Source organism: Citrobacter sp. Cy070, assembly GCF_030332245.1.
Taxonomy (GTDB): Bacteria; Pseudomonadota; Gammaproteobacteria; order Enterobacterales; family Enterobacteriaceae; genus Citrobacter; species Citrobacter youngae.
On sequence record NZ_JAOWIG010000074.1, the window covers coordinates 15,458 to 34,274 of the forward strand.

At 50.3% G+C, this 18,817-nt stretch carries 16 protein-coding genes and 2 pseudogenes; 7 read left to right on the forward strand and 11 right to left on the reverse strand.

The window, feature by feature from the left end; translation table 11 throughout:
• Positions 1 to 75 precede the first annotated feature (75 nt).
• Positions 76 to 927 (forward strand): aldo/keto reductase, encoded by an 852-nt coding sequence (locus OGY19_RS14325; protein WP_048211726.1) that lies wholly within the window; start codon positions 76 to 78, stop codon positions 925 to 927.
• 45 nt (positions 928 to 972) lie between these two features.
• On the opposite strand, the gene pntB is transcribed toward OGY19_RS14325, so the two are convergent.
• Positions 973 to 2,361 carry a Re/Si-specific NAD(P)(+) transhydrogenase subunit beta gene (pntB, locus tag OGY19_RS14330; RefSeq protein WP_005121173.1) on the reverse strand — a complete coding sequence of 463 codons (1,389 nt, stop codon included), beginning with the start codon at positions 2,359 to 2,361 and terminating at the stop codon, positions 973 to 975.
• Positions 2,362 to 2,371: 10 nt separating this feature from the next.
• Positions 2,372 to 3,901, reverse strand: coding sequence for a Re/Si-specific NAD(P)(+) transhydrogenase subunit alpha (gene pntA, locus OGY19_RS14335; protein ID WP_048212589.1), 1,530 nt, complete (start codon positions 3,899 to 3,901; stop codon positions 2,372 to 2,374).
• A gap of 525 nt (positions 3,902 to 4,426) precedes the next feature.
• On the opposite strand from pntA, the gene ydgH reads away from it, so the two are divergent.
• The 3 genes from ydgH to folM all read left to right on the forward strand — a co-directional run bounded on the left by ydgH (position 4,427) and on the right by folM (position 7,701).
• The gene (gene ydgH / locus OGY19_RS14340) at positions 4,427 to 5,371 is read left to right on the forward strand and encodes a DUF1471 family protein YdgH (protein WP_005121175.1); all 945 of its coding nucleotides are present in this window, start codon (positions 4,427 to 4,429) and stop codon (positions 5,369 to 5,371) included.
• A 187-nt stretch (positions 5,372 to 5,558) separates the two neighbouring features.
• Positions 5,559 to 6,941 carry an amino acid permease gene (locus OGY19_RS14345; protein ID WP_115602079.1) on the forward strand — a complete coding sequence of 461 codons (1,383 nt, stop codon included), beginning with the start codon at positions 5,559 to 5,561 and terminating at the stop codon, positions 6,939 to 6,941.
• 37 nt (positions 6,942 to 6,978) lie between these two features.
• Positions 6,979 to 7,701 (forward strand): dihydromonapterin reductase, encoded by a 723-nt coding sequence (gene folM / locus OGY19_RS14350; RefSeq protein WP_061067866.1) that lies wholly within the window; start codon positions 6,979 to 6,981, stop codon positions 7,699 to 7,701.
• Here folM and OGY19_RS14355 read toward each other — a convergent pair.
• Positions 7,698 to 8,033, reverse strand: a complete 336-nt coding sequence (locus tag OGY19_RS14355) for a GlpM family protein (RefSeq protein WP_005121178.1) — start codon at positions 8,031 to 8,033, stop codon at positions 7,698 to 7,700. The genes folM and OGY19_RS14355 overlap by 4 nt on opposite strands.
• 126 nt (positions 8,034 to 8,159) lie before the next feature.
• On the opposite strand from OGY19_RS14355, the gene rstA reads away from it, so the two are divergent.
• The gene (rstA, locus tag OGY19_RS14360) at positions 8,160 to 8,894 is read left to right on the forward strand and encodes a two-component system response regulator RstA (RefSeq protein WP_162926026.1); all 735 of its coding nucleotides are present in this window, start codon (positions 8,160 to 8,162) and stop codon (positions 8,892 to 8,894) included.
• Between the two features lie 84 nt (positions 8,895 to 8,978).
• Here rstA and OGY19_RS14365 read toward each other — a convergent pair whose 3' ends face one another.
• From OGY19_RS14365 to OGY19_RS14395, 7 genes and pseudogenes are all read right to left on the reverse strand, one after another.
• The gene (locus OGY19_RS14365; RefSeq protein WP_061067865.1) at positions 8,979 to 10,007 is read right to left on the reverse strand and encodes a HoxN/HupN/NixA family nickel/cobalt transporter; all 1,029 of its coding nucleotides are present in this window, start codon (positions 10,005 to 10,007) and stop codon (positions 8,979 to 8,981) included.
• Between the two features lie 121 nt (positions 10,008 to 10,128).
• Positions 10,129 to 10,971: an aminoglycoside phosphotransferase family protein gene (locus tag OGY19_RS14370; protein WP_115602080.1), complete on the reverse strand. Its 843-nt coding sequence runs from the start codon at positions 10,969 to 10,971 to the stop codon at positions 10,129 to 10,131.
• A gap of 45 nt (positions 10,972 to 11,016) precedes the next feature.
• Entirely contained in the window at positions 11,017 to 11,541 is a 525-nt protein-coding gene (locus OGY19_RS14375; protein WP_048211733.1) for a hypothetical protein, read from the reverse strand.
• A gap of 41 nt (positions 11,542 to 11,582) precedes the next feature.
• Positions 11,583 to 11,927, reverse strand: coding sequence for a DUF1294 domain-containing protein (locus tag OGY19_RS14380; protein ID WP_061068825.1), 345 nt, complete (start codon positions 11,925 to 11,927; stop codon positions 11,583 to 11,585).
• Positions 11,928 to 12,037: 110 nt separating this feature from the next.
• Positions 12,038 to 12,516, reverse strand: a pseudogene (locus OGY19_RS14385) (transposase); the annotation flags it as partial.
• A 1,367-nt stretch (positions 12,517 to 13,883) separates the two neighbouring features.
• Positions 13,884 to 14,267, reverse strand: coding sequence for a hypothetical protein (locus OGY19_RS14390; protein ID WP_233471409.1), 384 nt, complete (start codon positions 14,265 to 14,267; stop codon positions 13,884 to 13,886).
• Position 14,268: 1 nt separating this feature from the next.
• A pseudogene (locus OGY19_RS14395) lies at positions 14,269 to 14,657 on the reverse strand (DDE-type integrase/transposase/recombinase); the annotation flags it as partial.
• Between the two features lie 334 nt (positions 14,658 to 14,991).
• Between OGY19_RS14395 and rstB the strand changes: the two are divergent.
• Both rstB and tus read left to right on the forward strand, forming a co-directional pair.
• Positions 14,992 to 16,293, forward strand: coding sequence for a two-component system sensor histidine kinase RstB (rstB, locus tag OGY19_RS14405; RefSeq protein ID WP_048211735.1), 1,302 nt, complete (start codon positions 14,992 to 14,994; stop codon positions 16,291 to 16,293).
• Positions 16,294 to 16,366: 73 nt separating this feature from the next.
• Positions 16,367 to 17,296 (forward strand): DNA replication terminus site-binding protein, encoded by a 930-nt coding sequence (tus, locus tag OGY19_RS14410; RefSeq protein ID WP_048211736.1) that lies wholly within the window; start codon positions 16,367 to 16,369, stop codon positions 17,294 to 17,296.
• On the opposite strand, the gene fumC is transcribed toward tus, so the two are convergent.
• Entirely contained in the window at positions 17,293 to 18,696 is a 1,404-nt protein-coding gene (gene fumC / locus OGY19_RS14415) for a class II fumarate hydratase (RefSeq protein WP_048211737.1), read from the reverse strand. The genes tus and fumC overlap by 4 nt on opposite strands.
• Positions 18,697 to 18,817 lie beyond the last annotated feature (121 nt).

Genomic DNA, 18,817 nt, shown 5'->3' on the forward strand with positions numbered 1-18,817 from the left:
TTTAACCGACTAATGGTGTGAACAGATTCTTGCTAATCTGCTGGCAATGCAAAAAATGATGTTCAGGAGCGTTCCATGAATACAACGGTCTTAAATAACGGTGTTGAGATGCCTCTGCTCGGTTTTGGTGTATACCAAATGACCGAAGCGAACGAGTGTGAGCAAGCCGTGCGGGATGCCATCGAAACAGGATATCGCCTGATCGATACCGCCGCCTCCTATCTGAATGAAACTCAGGTCGGCAATGCGCTGAAACAAAGCGGCGTACCCCGCGATGAACTTTTCATCACAACCAAGCTGTGGTTACAGGATACCAGCTACGCTGGCGCGAAAGCTCAGTTTGCGCGTTCGTTGCAGCGCCTTCAACTTGACTACCTTGACCTGTATTTAATCCACCAGCCCTATGGCGACGTACACGGTGCCTGGCGTGCGATGGAGGAACTCTACGAGGAAGGGAAAATTCGCGCAATTGGCGTCAGCAATTTTCACCCGGACCGTCTGGCAGATTTGATGGCCTTCAACCGCATCATCCCGGCGGTGAATCAGATAGAAGTGAATCCCTTCCACCAGCAACCGCATGCCGTAGCCTGGATGCAGAGCCGCAATATTCAACCACAAGCCTGGGCGCCGTTCGCCGAGGGGCGCAATGACCTGTTTCAAAATCCGACACTGGCCGCGATTGGTAAAAAGTACGGGAAAAGCATCGGTCAGGTAGTACTGCGTTGGATTTATCAGCGCGGAATTATTTCTCTGGCGAAAACCGTGCGTAAAGCGCGTATGACAGAGAATATTCAGATACTGGATTTTACCTTAACGACTGAGGAAATGACGCAAATCGCCGCCATGGACGCCGGGATCAGCGCATTTTTCTCGCATCGCGATCCGGCGCGCGTGGAATGGATAACCCAGCGTAAACTGGATGTTTAACAAAAAAACGGCCTCCGCAGAGGCCGTCTTACTTTTAAGAACGCATTACAACGCTTTCAGAATCGCATCCACGCTGGCTTTGGCATCACCAAACAGCATATGGGTGTTTTCTTTAAAGAACAGCGGGTTCTGCACGCCTGCATAACCGGTGTTCATTGAGCGTTTGAACACGATAACATTCTGCGCTTTCCACACTTCCAGCACCGGCATTCCGGCTATCGGGCTGCGCGGATCATCCTGCGCTGCCGGGTTCACCGTATCGTTGGCGCCAATAACCAGCACGGTATCGGTGTCGGCGAAATCATCGTTGATTTCATCCATTTCCAACACGATGTCATACGGCACTTTTGCTTCCGCCAACAGCACGTTCATATGACCAGGCAAGCGCCCTGCTACCGGGTGAATACCAAAGCGGACTTTGATACCACGGGCGCGCAGTTTCTCAGTGATTTCCGCCACCGGATACTGCGCCTGCGCCACCGCCATACCGTAGCCCGGGGTGATAATCACAGAATGAGAGTTTTTCAGCATTTCAGCGGTATCTTCGGCATTAATCTCGCGATGTTCACCTGCTTCTTCGGTATCACCGGTTGAGGACCCATCGGTGCCAAACCCACCCGCAATAACGCTGATGAAAGAACGGTTCATTGCCTTACACATAATGTAAGACAGGATCGCACCCGAGGAACCGACCAGCGCACCCGTAACGATCAGCAGATCGTTGCTCAGCATAAAGCCTGCCGCTGCTGCCGCCCATCCTGAATAGGAGTTCAGCATAGAGACGACGACCGGCATATCGGCCCCACCGATGGATGCTACCAGGTGCCAACCAAACGCCAGTGCGATAATGGTCATCACCAGCAGCGCCAGAACCTGCAGGCCCACGCTCTCGGTACGAACAAACACCACCAGCAGCAGGAAAGAAACCACCAGTGCCGCCAGGTTCAACTTATGGCGATTCGGCAGCATCAGCGGCTTAGATGAGATCTTGCCGCGCAGTTTACCAAACGCCACGATAGAACCGGTGAAGGTTACTGCACCGATAAAGATGCCGAGGAACACTTCAGTCAGGTGAATGTTCACCAGGATCGGTTCCAGACCGGTATCGTGATACAGGTAGCTGTTGAAACCAACCAGTACGGCGGCCAGACCGACGAAGCTGTGCAGAATCGCCACCAGCTCCGGCATCTCGGTCATCTCGACTCTTTTCGCCAGACGAATACCAATTGCACCACCAATGATCATTGCAACCAGAATCCAGGCGACGTTGCCGGTATCCGGGCCAAAAATCGTGGCAATCAGCGCAATCGCCATCCCGGCGATGCCGTAGTTGTTACCCTGTTGAGACGTTTCGTGTTTGGAAAGTCCCGCCAGGCTGAAAATAAACAGGATTGCGGCAACAATGTATGCAGCTGTAACTAATCCTCCAGACATATGTTACCCCTTAGTTTTTCCGGAACATTTTCAGCATGCGCTGAGTCACGGTGAAGCCACCGAAAATATTAATGCTGGCAATAAGCACCGCGATAAAACTCAGGAAACTCACCCAGCCGCCCTGGCCAATTTGTAATAATGCCCCCACGACGATGATCCCGGAGATAGCGTTAGTCACGGACATCAGCGGGGTATGCAACGCATGCGAGACATTCCACACCACGTAGTAACCCACCACGCAGGAAAGTGCGAACACCGTAAAGTGTCCGAGGAACTCTTTTGGCGCGACGTCGGCTAGCCAGCCAAACAAAATCACCACCAGCGCCATCAGCGCATATTTGCGCCATGGGGATGCAGGTTTTTTCTCTTCCTGTGGTGCAGGTGCAGCTTTAGGCGCCGCTTGTGGCTGAGCAGAAACCTGGATGGGTGGTGCAGGCCACGTAATTTCACCATCGCGAACCACTGTCACGCCGCGCACCACCACATCGTCAAAATCAACGGTGATGTTGCCGTCTTTCTCTTTGCACAACAGTTTCAGCAGGTTTACAAGGTTGGTGCCATACAATTGTGAAGACTGAGTCGGCAAACGTCCCGGCAAATCGGTATAGCCGATAACCTTGACGCCGTTCTCGGTGGTGGTCACCTGATTGGCAACGGTATACTCGCAGTTACCCCCGTTTTGCGCGGCGAGATCGACAATCACGCTGCCGGGCTTCATCGAATCAACCATCTCACGCGTGATCAGTTTCGGCGCTGGTTTCCCCGGGATCAGCGCGGTGGTAACGATGATGTCGACGTCTTTTGCCTGAGCGGCGAACAGCTCCATCTCCGCTTTAATAAACGCTTCGGACATCACTTTGGCGTAGCCATCGCCGCTGCCCGCTTCTTCTTTAAAGTCCAGTTCGAGGAACTCAGCGCCCATACTCTGAACTTGTTCTTTTACTTCCGGGCGCGTGTCAAAGGCGCGAACAATCGCCCCGAGGCTGTTTGCTGCACCGATAGCGGCCAATCCCGCCACGCCAGCACCGATCACCATCACCTTGGCAGGTGGAACTTTACCCGCCGCGGTAATTTGCCCGGTAAAGAACCGTCCGAACTCATGTGCCGCTTCAACAATTGCACGATACCCGGCAATGTTGGCCATCGAGCTTAAGGCATCCAGTGACTGCGCACGCGAAATACGCGGCACGGAATCCATCGCCATGACCGTCACATTTCGCTCAGCGAGCTTTTGCAGTAGCTCAGGGTTCTGCGCAGGCCAGAGAAAACTCACCAGCGTGGTACCCGAATTAAGCAACGGAATCTCAAACGCTTCTGGCGCATTGACCTTCAGGATAATCTCTGACTGCCAGACAGCATTCCCGTCAACAATTTCTGCGCCTGCTTGCACAAACGCCTTATCGTCAAAACTAGCCAGTTGACCTGCGCCGCTTTCAACCGCGACGCTAAAACCCAGCTTCAGCAGCTGCTCAACCGTTTTCGGTGTGGCTGCAACACGGGTTTCATTGGTTAACCGTTCTTTTGGTATGCCAATTCGCATAATGTTCCCTTCCATCTGTATTTTTGATGATGGTTTATCAATGTTCGCAAGAGGCATGCGCACACTCCCGAGAGAGCTCAGTGTTACCCCAATAAAATAAAACAGTAACAAACTCTGTATAAGCTACTGAAAATGACGCCTGTGATCTAGCGCCAAAAAACAGTATTTATTATGAAATTTGCAAAACAGGAATGAATTCATTCGCAAGCAGGGATAATGCCCTTTAAATAGCCCGCAAAGGCCGATAATTCGCTCAAGCGAAGCGGCAAAACATGATTAAGCGCCACCGTAGAACAATTGATTAACATTAAATTAACTTATGAAATTCAACTGCTTTATCAGTTTTAGCCGCCAAACGCCGAATTTTTAGACATATCACTAAATGTTATCGATGTTGTTAGCATGGGTGGCACGATGAGTGAAAAATCACGCAGACACTGACACAATTTAAATGCAATAATCAGCCACGTTTCTAGTCAATAACAATACCAGTACCTGGTTTGCGCAAGGCGAAGGATTATTTTTATGAAGCTTAAGAACACTCTCCTGGCGTCCGCTCTTCTTTCTGCGACTGCTTTTTCTGTAAATGCAGCGACAGAATTGACGCCGGAGCAAGCAGCTGCCCTGAAACCCTATGACCGCATTGTGGTTACCGGTCGTTTTAATGCTATCGGTGATGCGGTAGACGCCGTATCCCGTCGTGCAGATAAAGACGGTGCAGCCTCCTTTTATGTTGTTGATACCTCAGATTTTGGCAGTGGCGGTAACTGGCGCGTCGTCGCCGATATCTATAAAGCCGACGCTGAAAAAGCAGAAGTCACCAAAAATCGCGTCATCAACGGCGTTATGGAATTACCGAAAGACCAGGCTGTTCTGATTGAACCTTTCGATACCGTTACGGTTCAGGGTTTCTACCGCAGCCAGCCTGAAGTAAATGATGCCATCACCAAAGTGGCGAAAGAAAAAGGGGCTTACTCTTTTTATATCGTACGCCAGGTTGATGCCAACCAGGGGGGTAACCAACGTATTACCGCATTCATCTACAAAGAAGATGCGAAAAAACGTGTTGTTCAAAGCCCTGATGCGATCCCTGCCGATTCTGATGCCGGACGTGCCGCTTTAGCAGCCGGTGGCGAAGCCGCGAAGAAAGTTGAAATCCCAGGCGTGGCAACAACCGCGTCTCCGAGTGCCGAAGTGGGTCGTTTCTTCGAAACTCAGTCAACTAAAGGCGGACGTTACACTGTCACCTTGCCTGACGGTACTAAAGTTGAGGAGTTGAACAAAGCTACCGCCGCGATGATGGTGCCGTTCGACAGCATCAAGTTCACCGGTAACTATGGCAACATGACCGAAGTCTCTTACCAGGTTGCTAAACGTGCAGCGAAAAAAGGTGCCAAGTACTACCACATTACCCGCCAGTGGTCGGAACGTGGTAACAACATGACCATCAGCGCCGACCTGTATAAGTAACAGACAGTTGTAACAATAAAAGGCGGCTTTATGCCGCCTTTAGCATTTTTAGTCACAAATCTGCCTATCCCCATTGCATGCGCTGTCTTCTCTCCGTAAAATCCCGCGCCTTGAGTCGCTTTCACCATTTTTATGCGATTTGCCAAAATAATTATTCTCTCACTCTCGTTTTTGTAACTGGATACAAATGGAAAAGAAATTGGGTCTGAGCGCACTGACAGCGCTGGTTCTAAGCTCAATGCTTGGCGCCGGTGTTTTCAGCCTGCCACAAAATATGGCTGCAGTAGCCAGCCCGGCAGCGTTATTGATTGGTTGGGCGATTACGGGCGCGGGGATCCTGCTGCTCGCGTTTGCCATGCTTATCCTGACGCGTATCCGCCCGGAACTGGACGGCGGTATCTTTACCTACGCGCGTGAAGGCTTCGGAGAACTGATCGGTTTCTGTTCCGCGTGGGGGTATTGGCTGTGCGCCGTTATCGCTAACGTTTCCTATCTGGTTATCGTCTTTTCCGCACTTAGCTTCTTTACCGATACACCTGCGTTACGTCTGTTTGGCGACGGGAATACCTGGCAGTCTATTGTTGGCGCATCGGTACTGCTGTGGGTCGTGCATTTTCTGGTGTTACGTGGTGTACAGACAGCCGCCAGCATTAATCTGGTGGCGACGCTGGCGAAGCTACTGCCGCTTGGCCTGTTTATCGTTCTGGCATTTATGTTATTTAAGCTCGACACCTTTAGCCTGGACTTTACCGGTGTGAAACTGGGTGTTCCTGTCTGGGAGCAAGTTAAAAACACCATGCTTATCACCCTGTGGGTGTTTATCGGCGTGGAAGGCGCTGTCGTGGTGTCCGCACGGGCGAGGAACAAACGCGATGTTGGGCGCGCGACACTGCTGGCAGTACTTGCCGCGCTTGGCGTCTACCTGTTGGTGACCCTGCTTTCTCTTGGCGTGGTCGCACGCCCGGAACTGGCTGAGGTCCGCAATCCATCAATGGCTGGTCTGATGGTTAAAATGATGGGGCCATGGGGCGAAATCATTATCGCCGCGGGTTTGATTGTCTCTGTCTGCGGCGCCTATTTGAGCTGGACGATTATGGCGGCGGAAGTCCCGTTTCTGGCATCCACGCACAAAGCATTCCCGCGTATTTTTGCCCGTCAGAATGCGCAAGGTGCGCCATCTGCATCACTGTGGCTGACTAACATCTGCGTGCAGGTCTGTCTGGTGCTGATCTGGCTCACAGGTTCTGACTACAATACGCTGCTGACTATTGCCTCTGAGATGATTCTGGTGCCCTATTTCCTCGTCGGCGCATTTTTGCTGAAAATAGCGACCCGCCCAATTCATCAGGCTGTTGGTGTCGGTGCATGCATTTATGGCTTATGGTTACTGTACGCGTCAGGTCCGATGCACCTGCTGTTGTCCGTGGTGCTGTATGCTCCGGGGTTGCTGGTTTTCCTTTATGCCCGCAAAACTCACGCGCATGACAACGTATTAAAACGCCAGGAAATGGCTTTGATCGGCCTGCTTCTTGTAGCAGCTGTTCCAGCGACCTGGATGCTGATGGGTTAAATAGTTGACCCATCGTTTGCGACTCATGGAGATCTCGATGGGTAAAAAGCCCGCTTTGCCAATACTTATCACCGGAGGGGGCCGTCGTATCGGTCTCGCCATCGCGTGGCATTTTCTGAATCAAAAGCAGCCGGTGATCGTCAGTTACCGGACACACTACCCGGCGATTGATGGCCTGCAAGAGGCGGGGGCACAATGTATTCAGGCTGACTTCGCGACCGACGAAGGCGTCCTCGATTTTGCCAGGGAAGTGAAAGCCCGTACCGAAGGTTTACGCGCTATTGTGCATAATGCCAGCGCCTGGCTTGCCGAAAAACCGGGGCTGCCGCTTTCTGAGGTGCTGTCCAGCATGATGCAGATCCACGTGAATACCCCTTACCTGCTTAATCACGCGCTGGAAGGCCTGCTGCGCGGACATGGGCATGCGGCCAGCGATATTATCCATTTTACTGATTACGTCGTAGAGCGTGGCAGCGACAAGCATATTGCCTATGCTGCCAGTAAAGCTGCTCTGGATAATATGACCCGCTCATTTGCCCGCAAACTGGCCCCGGAAGTGAAAGTTAACGCAATCGCCCCCTCGCTAATCCTGTTTAACGAGGGTGACGATGCAGAATATCGTCAGCAGGCGCTGAATAAATCGTTGATGAAAACCGCGCCCGGTGAAAAAGAAGTCATTGATTTAATAGACTACCTGTTTACCAGCTGCTTTGTCACCGGCCGTAGCTTTGCCGTTGACGGTGGTCGCCACCTGCGCTAGTGCAGTTTTATCCAACAAAAGATCAGCAACCACGCGCTCAGGCTCCAGCAGACTACCGAGCCAATGAGCGCGACGGGTAAACGCATAAAACCGGTGAAGTACCACAGTGAAATGAGGTAGACAAAATAGGGAATAATCGACCACATGCTGAATACAATCGTTGTACGCAGCGCCTCGATCCCACGTTCACTGGCCACAATATAGTGGGCAATCAACGCAAAGGTTGGGAACAACGGAATTAATCCGGCAATATAGTAATTCTTTGTTTTAGCCAGTAAACCAATCAGCACCACTACCAGCGCACCCAGCGCCGCTTTTACTACGAGCCCCATCGTTTTGCCTTAACACATCAATAACATCAGCCTCTAGCATAACGGAAGCGTTCTCGTTTAGAAAAGATTAATGGAAGGAAAAACGATGGCGGTGTATGTTGGCGTTTTATATTCAAAATGAATGATATGAACACCATCGTATTTGTTGAAGATGATCCCGAAGTAGGTTCGCTGATTGCGGCCTATCTGGCCCGGCATGATATTGAGGTTATCGTTGAACCTCGTGGTGATTTGGCCGAAGAGAAAATTCTGCAAGTGCAACCCGATCTGGTGTTGTTAGATATTATGCTTCCAGGTAAGGACGGTATGACTATTTGCCGTGATTTGCGTGGGCGCTGGCAAGGTCCAATTGTCCTGCTGACTTCGCTGGACAGTGACATGAACCATATTCTGGCTCTCGAAATGGGTGCCTGCGACTATATCCTGAAAACCACACCACCGGCAGTACTGCTGGCTCGCCTGCGCCTGCATTTACGCCAAAACGAACATTCAGCCCAGGCTAAAGGGATTCAGGCTGCCACCATCACCCCGCACACCACTCTGCGTTTTGGCGCACTGACCATTGACCCAACGAATAGGTCTGTGCTGCTCGGCGGTGAGCTGGTCGCCCTCTCTACGGCGGATTTTGAGTTACTTTGGGAACTGGCAACCCATGCCGGGCAGATTATGGACCGTGATGCGTTGCTGAAGAATCTGCGCGGCGTAAGTTACGACGGTATGGACCGCAGTGTCGATGTCGCAATTTCCCGGTTACGTAAAAAACTGCTCGATAACGCGACTGAACCCTATCGAATCAAAACGGTACGCAACAAAGGTTATTTGTTCGCGCCGCACGCCTGGGACGACGAATCTCAGAAATAACCCACCGGATGAGGCGCATAACCTATCGCGTGAATGCAACTCAACGTGACAGCGTCACGTTGAGTTGCATACCGATTTTCTACCTCAACTGAACGTCAGACCGTCATATTTTTTCCAGCGGTAGTTCAACGCGGAAATAATCCAACAGGCAATAAAAACGCCAATAATGACAAACCCGACGTTGCCCATGTGGTCACTTAAGTTACTGACCGTGTCCCACAGCCCGCCCTGTAACGAAAAAGCATCAGACAGCAGGCCCAACCCCTCCAGTCCACCGATAAACAGCGCCACAATCACTGAGGTTCCGGTAATGGTCATATTGTAATACAGCTTACGCTGCGGCTTATTGAATGCCCAACCGTAGGCCTCAACCATCAGAATACTGTCGAGGCAGTCAATCAGCGCCATACCGCAGGTAAACAGCGCCGGGAAGACTAAAATGGACCAGACAGACATCCCGTTGGAGGCGCTTGAAGCCGATATGCCCAATAACGAGATTTCAGTCGCGGTGTCAAAGCCCAGGCCAAATAAGAAACCAACAAAATACATGTGCCAGTCTTTCCCAACCAACCTGAAGGCTGAGCGGAATAGCCAATTCAGCGGACCTGAAACCGTGACATCTTCCGTGGAGAGATCATAAATACCGGTACGTTTCAGATGGCGGAACGCCTTCCAGACCTGACAGAAAATGATGAGGTTGATGGTAGCCAGAATCAGCAGAAATGCGGCAGAAACGGTGGTTCCGATAATTCCACCAATATTCTGAAACCATACCATATGTTGCTTAAATACGCTGGTGGTCAGAGCAATACCAATGCTTGCCAGCACAACGATGGTGGAGTGTCCCAGAGAAAACCATGCCCCCGTCGTCAGTGCGCGTTTCTTTTGCTGCATGAGCTTTCGCGTCGCACTATCTATGGCAGCAATATGATCGGCATCGACTGCATGACGCAAACCATAACACCACGCGATCAGGCTCAGCGCCAGAAGTGACGTATTATGACTAAACGCGGTTAATGCCCAAAGCCAGGCGACTATGTTTGCTCCGATGAGAAAAACCACCAGCAATATGAGGTTTGGCCGTTTTTTTATTAATGAATACAACGAAGTCATTATTTCCGGCCCACTCGTTTTGTAATAAACAACACAACATCACCGCCGTTCACTGATAGATTAATAAAACGTTTACCAGCCTAATGATAACGTTTAAGAATTACCAGCCCAGTGTCTTAGATCAAAGTTGCCTGCTCTCTTCGTCCAGTTCAGCAATCGCTAACTCCGCGACACGCAAGGTTATCGCCGCATTTTCCCCATCCTCCAGAAACCATGCAGAAGATAAACCACACCATGCGGCTATCCACATCAGCAGTCGCTGTCGTTCAATCCCGGCTATCTCAGCGACAAGTTGCACGCGTTGCTTAAAAATGTTTGGGTCTGTCGCGATAGCAACACAGGGATCGGCAAGGTCAGGATTCGTGAATATATTGGCGTAATCAAACCCTAGCTCACCCAGTAGTCCCTTGGGATCAATTGCCAGCCAGCCTGCCGGGCCAAAATCGAGGACATTGCCGTGGTGTAAGTCACCATGCAATACGACCTCATTCTGAGGAGATGAGAACAATTCGTTTGCGATCTCTGCACAGCGCGTCATAACTCCACCATAGATTTTCGCCGCAGGGGCAAGATCGCCAAACCAATGATGTAGCGGCGTTAGCGCGGGTGTAGACGTATTTTGCGGGAGATGGAGACGGCTGGCAGTATGGCAAATAATGCGACAAACCTGCGCATCTTTGCCAGAGCGGGACATGTCAGCTAAAGAACTTGACCCTGTCGCTCGTTCTAACAGAATCGCGCCATCAGCATGAGCAAGCACTCTCGCTGCGCCATTCCCGCTCCACCAAACCATCAGCTCGCCGCCATTTCGTTCACTATCATCGGTGGTGAGTTTGAGTATCGCTTTTTGTCCATTTTTAATAACGGTAACGGGCAAAAGCTGCGATGTGTGCGTTGCAATCTGTTCGCCATCAGGAGTGAGTCCCCATCGGCTGAGCCAGCCATTGACTACAGATTTATCCAATGCGGCCTCTTATTTGATTGAGCCTTGAGGCGATAAACCATATTGTTACTCCACTTTATAGGGAAATACATGAACAACGTTGCCTGCCAGTAGATACACTCCAAGACTCTCGGTTCTTTGCTTAACTTCTTCAAAAGGAAGTTGCGAATCGGGCTCTCGTCCTCCCCAAACCAGCAGCCCATTGTTGGCATAATGTTCCATGAACTCCAGGGTTTTGCCATTTTCAAGCGCAATAACCACCCTGCTCCCTTTTAGCGGTTGCAGGGAACCGTCATCATCTGCAATAAACATCTCTGTTACACAGGAATCAGATTCTTTGATCGGGAGCGGTGAAACAATCATGCCATTGGCCGCTACCGGTTTGAAATCCAGTTGCGAGGTCTTCACTTCTTCTGACGTTTGATACGGAATTCTGCCGCCCCAAATATGGATCCCGTCAGGGATTCCCTCCGGTAACGGTTGTGGGCTACCAGCCAGTTCAAGCGATTTGCCATCAGCAAACTCAACAACAATACTGCGACCATTTTGTAAGGCTAAATCGCCATTCTGGTCGATAATATAGATCTTCATATCATCCTGTCTCCGCTGTTTTTGATACTCGTGATTGATGCTCAGGAAGATGAAAATGCTAAGAGCCAATAAACAGCTGCCATCGCTGAAACACTCAATAAAATACTGATTATGAAATAGGTTTTGAATGGCTGTTTTTGTGTTTTATGACGAAAAAGTTGTTGGCCCGCAATCGCGCCAGGCCACCCGCCCACCACGCCAAACACCAGCAAAGTGGATTCTGGCACTCTGCGCCAGGCCTTACGCGCCGCCATTTTATCTGCGCCGTAAATCACCAGCGTCAAAACATTAACAAGCAGGCACCACATGACCAAGGGATGTGGGGTGAATATACTGCCTGACGCAGCCAAAATCAGTAGCAAGTAACAGAAACGATTGAGGTTCATTTTATTAGTTGTGTGGAATAGATCAGAATGCATCAAAGCCGCATTATACGTCATACATGCCAAAGCGCCGAGCGGAGGATGGCAATGCAGAAATAGTGGATACAGTGTAATATCGGAATGCCATTCTGGGTCAGCATTTCAGCCAGAGTGCGCGCCCCTGTCCGGTTCCACGCCGGCGTACTTAGCTGTACAGCCTCACTCGCGCCGGATTGACAGTATCGCGTCGTTTTCGCCTTCTCGCCAGTACCGGTAACTGCTACGGTGTATTTCCAGTGCGGAACAAAGGCTTACAACCGTGTGGCTGTCACTCAGTCTGGCGGCTATCGTGAACCGTTCAGTGAGTCGGACATCAAGAGTGCGGTAGCCTTTTTTAATATCGTATTCTGTTCCTCCTGACGCTCTCGCCTGAGCTAACGAACCCAACTTTCAAGCGTGGTAGAACCGACATTCATTGCTTCACTGGCTTGTCGATTGAGTAGCCCTTATCAACAATCAGCTGTGCACATGCCAGCCTGAACTCAGGGGTGAAAGTACGCTTAGTTTTCTTGTTCATTAAGCCACCTGTTTTAGGTAGTGGTGAGAATATCACTTTTAATCAGGTGGCCAAATTTACTGTGCCACTACAACTGGCTTCTGGTTTCTTTTTCTGCGCACTCTTGCGCGTTTTAATATACCTGCGCACGCTGGAATTCCTGCTCCAGATTTTCCCAGTCCATTTTCGGCATAACATCACCAAATAATCATTGCTCAACGTCTATGCAGGGCAATAACCACTATTTTACAGGCCGCATTCAATTTTTTGACTACCAATATATTCATAATAAAAATATTAGATATACTAATGATGAGTTAATTTCATGTTAAATCATATTGTGTAATCACAGCTATCAGTCCACTCTCTAATCTGGAGAAAACAACAACAGCTTGCCAACCGGTTACCGGGGATGATGATGTCCATCCCCCGGCCTTTTAATCATTTCGTAGATTGTCGCACTCTGCTGTTCACTCATACTACTATCAGCATTAATACAGGCACTGGGGCTTGCGGTCTCGTTTATGTTGGCAGCAATAGAAACACGCTTAACGCGTTATCGTTCGCCGACGTGGATTCGGTGTGCCAAGTATTTTCAGTATGGGCGGTTAATGCAGAGCAATTGAGAGTCATGTAAGCAAATGCTATAGCAGTATTCTTCACTGGTTGACGGCTAATTATGGAATTTGCAGAAAACAGGTATGAAAAAGCCCCGGCAGGGGAGTCGGGGCTAATTGAGTATGGTGCCGGGTGCCTCCCGGTGAGTCTTTGGACAGCCTCCGTGACTCGCACCAATTTTGGACCATGTAAAATTAATTACACTTTGCTGTTTATGCCCCACCGCTTAGGGGGATTCACCGCAAACACATTCTACTCAATTATCTTTTAGGTAATTTTAGCTATGGGTGCGGGTTTTTTACTAACCGCCCCACCTAAGCGAATTTCATAATGGCAATATCGGTCAATTTATTCACATCAAAATATTATACACGTCATACAAAGTTAATTTCATGTTAAATAAGACTATAAATCATCACCTGTTGAAGCACTATCTAACCGAGAAAGATTATAATATTTTATCCAACCAGTTACCGAAGATGATAATTCTTATCCTCTGGATGTTTTGTCAAAATCATTGATAACTCATTTCCACTATCAAACCTATCCGCAGATGAGCTTCACAATAGCTATTACTGCGAGATGCCTGTACTAAATATCGCCACTTCGATCGTCCACCTATCATCCCAGTGGATGGACGACTTACCGCCTCGTGGTTCCAGCTTAGCTATCCCGGGATCGAAGATTTTGATAGCCGCTTCTGTGCTCATTTTATTTCTCACTAACCTGCTTTGGCCGCGAGCGTCATCTCATAAAAAGGAGCGATTGCTTGCAGTGTTGCAAAAAGTGAAATGTAGTACAGACTGTCAATTCATACTCAACCAGAATGACTCCTGACAAACATTATAAAAATTCTTCTTCATTGGCCTGATTTCCTGCCCTGCCGCATCTATCACTTCCCAACAAATCCAACATTCAGGGCAAACATCATTGGGATGTTGTGTAGCTTCAAGTTCATGAGTACAGCGGATTACCACACCACTATCATGTCTCCATTCCATGGTTATAGTCTCAACCTCAGCCAAATCATCGCATTCACAAGATTCTTGAATACAAATTACTTCCTTTCCGCTTTTAATAGCATTCACATAATACGCCAAATCAATCATATCTTTTCGTCGTAAAAAAACATTAGTGGCAATGAATATACCCCTATACAGCCCCGTAAGCAGCACCGCATCCGTAACCATGACTACCTTGGTCAGAATGAACCAGGAGTTTTTGGGGATTACGTCGCCACACGGCCATCAAAGCGCATTCAGAACAATATCTTTTGTCATCCGGGGTTGCATTGACCAGCCGATAACTTTGCACGAGAACAGGTCAACAACGACGGCCAGATACAGCCAGCCTTCGTGGGTTCGGATGTAGGTTATGTCCGTTACCCAATGTTCATCCGGAGCTTCCGGGTTGAACTGCCGATGGAGCCTGTCGGGTGTCACGATACTGACTTCACCTTTACGCGCTCGTGGGCTGCGATACCCGACCTGAGCCTTTATCCCGGCACGTTTCATCAGCCGCCAGACCCGGTTAATCCCACATTGTTGCCCGCTATCTCGCAGGATGACTCTGAGGTGTCTGTTAAACCTGTGGCGATTCACTGCTAATTCGATAAGCTCACTCTGGAACACAACCATAAGGCGTTCTGGCGTGCGCCGCCGTCGCCCATAGCAAACCCGGCATACTTATGCATGCTGGATGCTCTCCGCTGGAGCCAACTCTGCGTTTATTGCAAATCAGATGGGTCATGAGAATGCAGAAATGGTTTATACAGTGTACTCTGCCTGGATATACGCGCTTGATGGTGATCAAATAGCCTTTCTGAACCAGCGCATCAGCGGATACAACAGTGTCCCCTGGTGCCCCAGAGGGAAACGCGCAATAGCTAACATATTGAACATTGAGTGATTTTTCATGAAAAAGCTGTTTGTGCAGTTTTATCTCTTATTGTTTGTCTGTTTTCTGGTGATGACCCTGCTGGTTGGCCTGGTGTACAAATTCACCGCAGAACGTGCGGGTAGACAGTCGCTCGACGACTTGATGAAAAGCTCGTTGTATCTGATGCGCAGCGAATTACGCGAAATCCCGCCGCGTGACTGGGGGAAAACCCTGAAAGAGATGGATTTAAATCTGTCTTTTGATCTTCGCGTAGAACCGTTGAATAAATACCATCTGGATGCTCCCACCATGCAGCGCTTACGGGAAGGTGATATCGTTGCGCTCGACGATCAGTACACCTTTATTCAACGAATTCCGCGAAGCCACTATGTACTAGCCGTCGGCCCGGTACCTTATCTCTATTTCCTGCACCAGATGCGCTTGCTGGACGTCGCGCTGATGGCCTTCATTGCTATTTCATTGGCCTTCCCTGTGCTGATCTGGATGCGCCCACACTGGCAAGAGATGCTCAGACTGGAGGCCGCTGCGCAGCGTTTTGGTGAAGGGCATCTTAATGAGCGGTTGCACTTTGACAGCGGATCAAGCTTTGAACGTCTGGGCGTGGCGTTTAACCAAATGGCAGACAATATCAATGCCCTGATTGCCAGTAAAAAACAGCTGATTGACGGTATTGCCCATGAGCTTCGCACACCGCTGGTGCGATTGCGTTACCGCCTGGAAATGAGCGATAACCTCACCGAGCAGGAATCGCAGGCGCTAAACCGCGATATTGGTCAACTGGAAGCGTTAATTGAAGAATTGCTCACCTATGCTCGTCTGGATCGGCCGCAAAATGAGCTAAAACTCAGTGTTCCGGACCTGCCTATGTGGCTAACAACCCATCTGGAAGATGTACAAAGCGTCAATCCCGATCGTGCGGTACGCCTGCGCCATCTTCAAATCGGAGACTACGGCGCACTGGATATGCGTTTGATGGAGCGTGTGCTGGATAATTTGTTAAACAACGCTCTGCGTTACTGCCAGTCTACTGTGCAAGCCAGCCTGCAACTCAATGGGAGTCAGGCAACGCTTATCGTCGAAGATGATGGACCCGGCATCGCGCCAGCTGCGCGCGAGCAGATTTTTGAACCGTTCGTTCGTCTGGACCCCAGCCGTGACCGGGCGACAGGTGGCTGCGGACTTGGCCTCGCCATCGTCCACTCCATTGCTCTGGCTATGGGCGGTACTGTGGTCTGTGGTGAAAGTGAACTCGGTGGTGCCCGCTTCTCCTTCAGTTGGCCTGTCTGGCATAACATACCTGAATTTTCAGCTGCCTGACCTACACCGCTCGGTGGTCAGGTTGAGTGTCTTGTGCTATAAAAAAGTATGTTGTAACTAAAATGGTAAGCCTATGTCTCGCTATGATCTTGTCGAACGCTTAAACGGAACCTTTCGCCAGATGGAACAAGAACTGGCACACCTCACTGGGCAATTGCAACAGCAGGCGCTGCTAATTGCTCGCGTGTTCTCGTTGCCGGAAGTGGTGAAAGAGGCAGAACACGCGCCACTGGAAACCATCGACGTTAAACAGCACTTGGGTAAAGAGGCGGAAACCCTGGCACTACGCCACTTTCGCCACCTGTTTATTCAACAGCAGTCCGAGAATCGCAGCAGCAAAGCGGCTGTCCGCCTGCCGGGGGTACTCTGCTATCAGGTGAATACCGGCACACAAGTCGTGCTGGAAGAGCAAATACAACGTATTAATCAGCTTAAAACCACCTTTGAGCGTATTGTCACCGTAGATTCTGGTCTGCCATCGGCGGCGCGTTTTGAATGGGTGCACCGCCACCTACCGGGGCTGATTACGTTGAACGCCTATCGGACGCTAACGGTCGTCAGAAATCCGGCTACCCTGCGATTTGGCTGGGCCAACAAGCATATTATTAAGAACCTGACACGTGATGAGGTACTGCAACAACTGGAAAAGAGCCTGACATCACCACGCAGCGTACATCCGTGGACACGCGAAGAGTGGCAGGCCAGGCTTGAGCATGAATACCAGGACATTGCTGCCCTGCCACAGCAGGCAAAATTGAAGATCAAACGCCCGGTCAAAGTACAACCCATCGCCCGAGTCTGGTACAAAGGGCAGCAAAAACAGGTTCAATATGCCTGCCCGACGCCATTAATTGCGCTAGTAAATAACGAAAACGGCATGACGGTGCCGGATATCGGAGGATTACTGAACTACGATGCTGACAATGTTCAGCACCGTTTTAAACCTCAGGCACAACCGTTAAGACTGATTATCCCACGGCTGCACCTGTATGTAGCGGATTAACGACCCGGTCGCATGCTACCGACCATCAGTTCCGGGCGGACCCAACTGTCGAATTCGACCTCGGTTAAATATCCCAGCGCCAGGGCTGACGCTTTTAAGGTCAGTCCTTCTTTATGCGCCTTTTTAGCAATCTCAGCCGCTTTATCGTAACCGATATGGGTGTTTAGCGCGGTTACCAGCATCAGTGATTCGTTGAGCAGCTGATCAATGCGTTCACGATTTGGCTCGATCCCTGTCGCACAGTGTTCGTTGAAGCTTTCCATACCATCAGCCAACAGGCGAACCGATTGCAGGAAATTGTGGATAACCATCGGGCGATAGACGTTCAGTTCAAAATTCCCTGACGCCCCGCCGATATTAACGGCAACATCGTTACCCATAACCTGACAGCACAGCATAGTCAGGGCTTCACATTGTGTCGGGTTAACCTTACCCGGCATGATGGAACTGCCCGGCTCATTTTCAGGAATAGAAATTTCGCCAATGCCGCAGCGCGGACCGGATGCCAGCCAGCGTACATCATTGGCGATTTTCATCAGCGATGCAGCCAGGCCTTTGAGCGCGCCGTGGGCATGAACCAGGGCATCGCAGGTGGCGAGCGCTTCGAATTTATTCGGCGCGGTGACAAAAGGTGCAGAGGTCAACACAGCCAGTTCATCCGCAACCCGCTCGGCATATTCCGGGTGGGTGTTCAGCCCGGTCCCTACCGCCGTACCGCCCAACGCCAGTTCAGCAACGTGTGGCAGACTATGTTCAATATGCTTCAGGTTATGTTCCAGCATGGCCACCCAGCCTGAGATTTCCTGACCCAGCGTCAGGGGCGTCGCATCCTGTAAATGGGTTCTGCCGATTTTGACAATGTCGGCGAAGGCATGCGATTTTTCACGTAACGTGGTGGTCAACACATTCAGTTGAGGGATCAGATGCTCACGCAAAGCCAACAGCGCGGCGACATGCATTGCCGTGGGAAAAACATCATTTGAACTTTGGCTTTTGTTGACGTCATCGTTCGGATGTATTTTTCGCTCCATCCCCCGCACGCCGCCCAACAATTCGCTGGCCCGGTTTGCCAGCACCTCATTCATATTCATATTGCTTTGCGTGCCGGAGCCGGTCTGCCAGATAGCCAGCGGAAACTCATCACGATGTTTGTCTGCCAGAACCTCGTCTGCAGCCTGCATGATGGCGGAGGCTTTTTCCGCAGCCAGCAACCCCAAATCCTGGTTAACCTTCGCAGCGGCCCGTTTAGTCAGCGCCAACGCGTGGATCAGCGAAACCGGCATTTTCTCTGTTGAAATGCGAAAATGCTCCAGCGATCGTTGCGTTTGCGCGCCCCAGAGTTTATCGGCCGGGACATCGATCGCACCCATTGAATCATTCTCGCGGCGTACCGTTACCATTACCTGCTCCTTATATTAACGATTGATTAGGTTATGTTTCGACATTGCCCACTTGCATTGGTCTTATGAGTATTAACGAGGAAAAAACTGTCGTTTGGTGGTTCGTGCGGTAAAAAAAACC

Bases quoted from the DNA above. Each gene is read 5' to 3' on its own strand.
- fumC (WP_048211737.1), bottom strand. From the start codon at position 18,696: ATGGTAACGGTACGCCGCGAGAATGATTCAATGGGTGCGATCGATGTC.
- OGY19_RS14390 (WP_233471409.1), bottom strand. From the start codon at position 14,267: ATGGTTACGGATGCGGTGCTGCTTACGGGGCTGTATAGGGGTATATTC.
- rstB (WP_048211735.1), top strand. From the start codon at position 14,992: ATGAAAAAGCTGTTTGTGCAGTTTTATCTCTTATTGTTTGTCTGTTTT.
- rstA (WP_162926026.1), top strand. From the start codon at position 8,160: ATGAACACCATCGTATTTGTTGAAGATGATCCCGAAGTAGGTTCGCTG.
- folM (WP_061067866.1), top strand. From the start codon at position 6,979: ATGGGTAAAAAGCCCGCTTTGCCAATACTTATCACCGGAGGGGGCCGT.
- tus (WP_048211736.1), top strand. From the start codon at position 16,367: ATGTCTCGCTATGATCTTGTCGAACGCTTAAACGGAACCTTTCGCCAG.
- OGY19_RS14375 (WP_048211733.1), bottom strand. From the start codon at position 11,541: ATGAAGATCTATATTATCGACCAGAATGGCGATTTAGCCTTACAAAAT.
- OGY19_RS14380 (WP_061068825.1), bottom strand. From the start codon at position 11,927: ATGAACCTCAATCGTTTCTGTTACTTGCTACTGATTTTGGCTGCGTCA.
- OGY19_RS14355 (WP_005121178.1), bottom strand. From the start codon at position 8,033: ATGGGGCTCGTAGTAAAAGCGGCGCTGGGTGCGCTGGTAGTGGTGCTG.
- OGY19_RS14325 (WP_048211726.1), top strand. From the start codon at position 76: ATGAATACAACGGTCTTAAATAACGGTGTTGAGATGCCTCTGCTCGGT.
- OGY19_RS14345 (WP_115602079.1), top strand. From the start codon at position 5,559: ATGGAAAAGAAATTGGGTCTGAGCGCACTGACAGCGCTGGTTCTAAGC.
- ydgH (WP_005121175.1), top strand. From the start codon at position 4,427: ATGAAGCTTAAGAACACTCTCCTGGCGTCCGCTCTTCTTTCTGCGACT.
- pntA (WP_048212589.1), bottom strand. From the start codon at position 3,901: ATGCGAATTGGCATACCAAAAGAACGGTTAACCAATGAAACCCGTGTT.
- OGY19_RS14365 (WP_061067865.1), bottom strand. From the start codon at position 10,007: ATGACTTCGTTGTATTCATTAATAAAAAAACGGCCAAACCTCATATTG.
- pntB (WP_005121173.1), bottom strand. From the start codon at position 2,361: ATGTCTGGAGGATTAGTTACAGCTGCATACATTGTTGCCGCAATCCTG.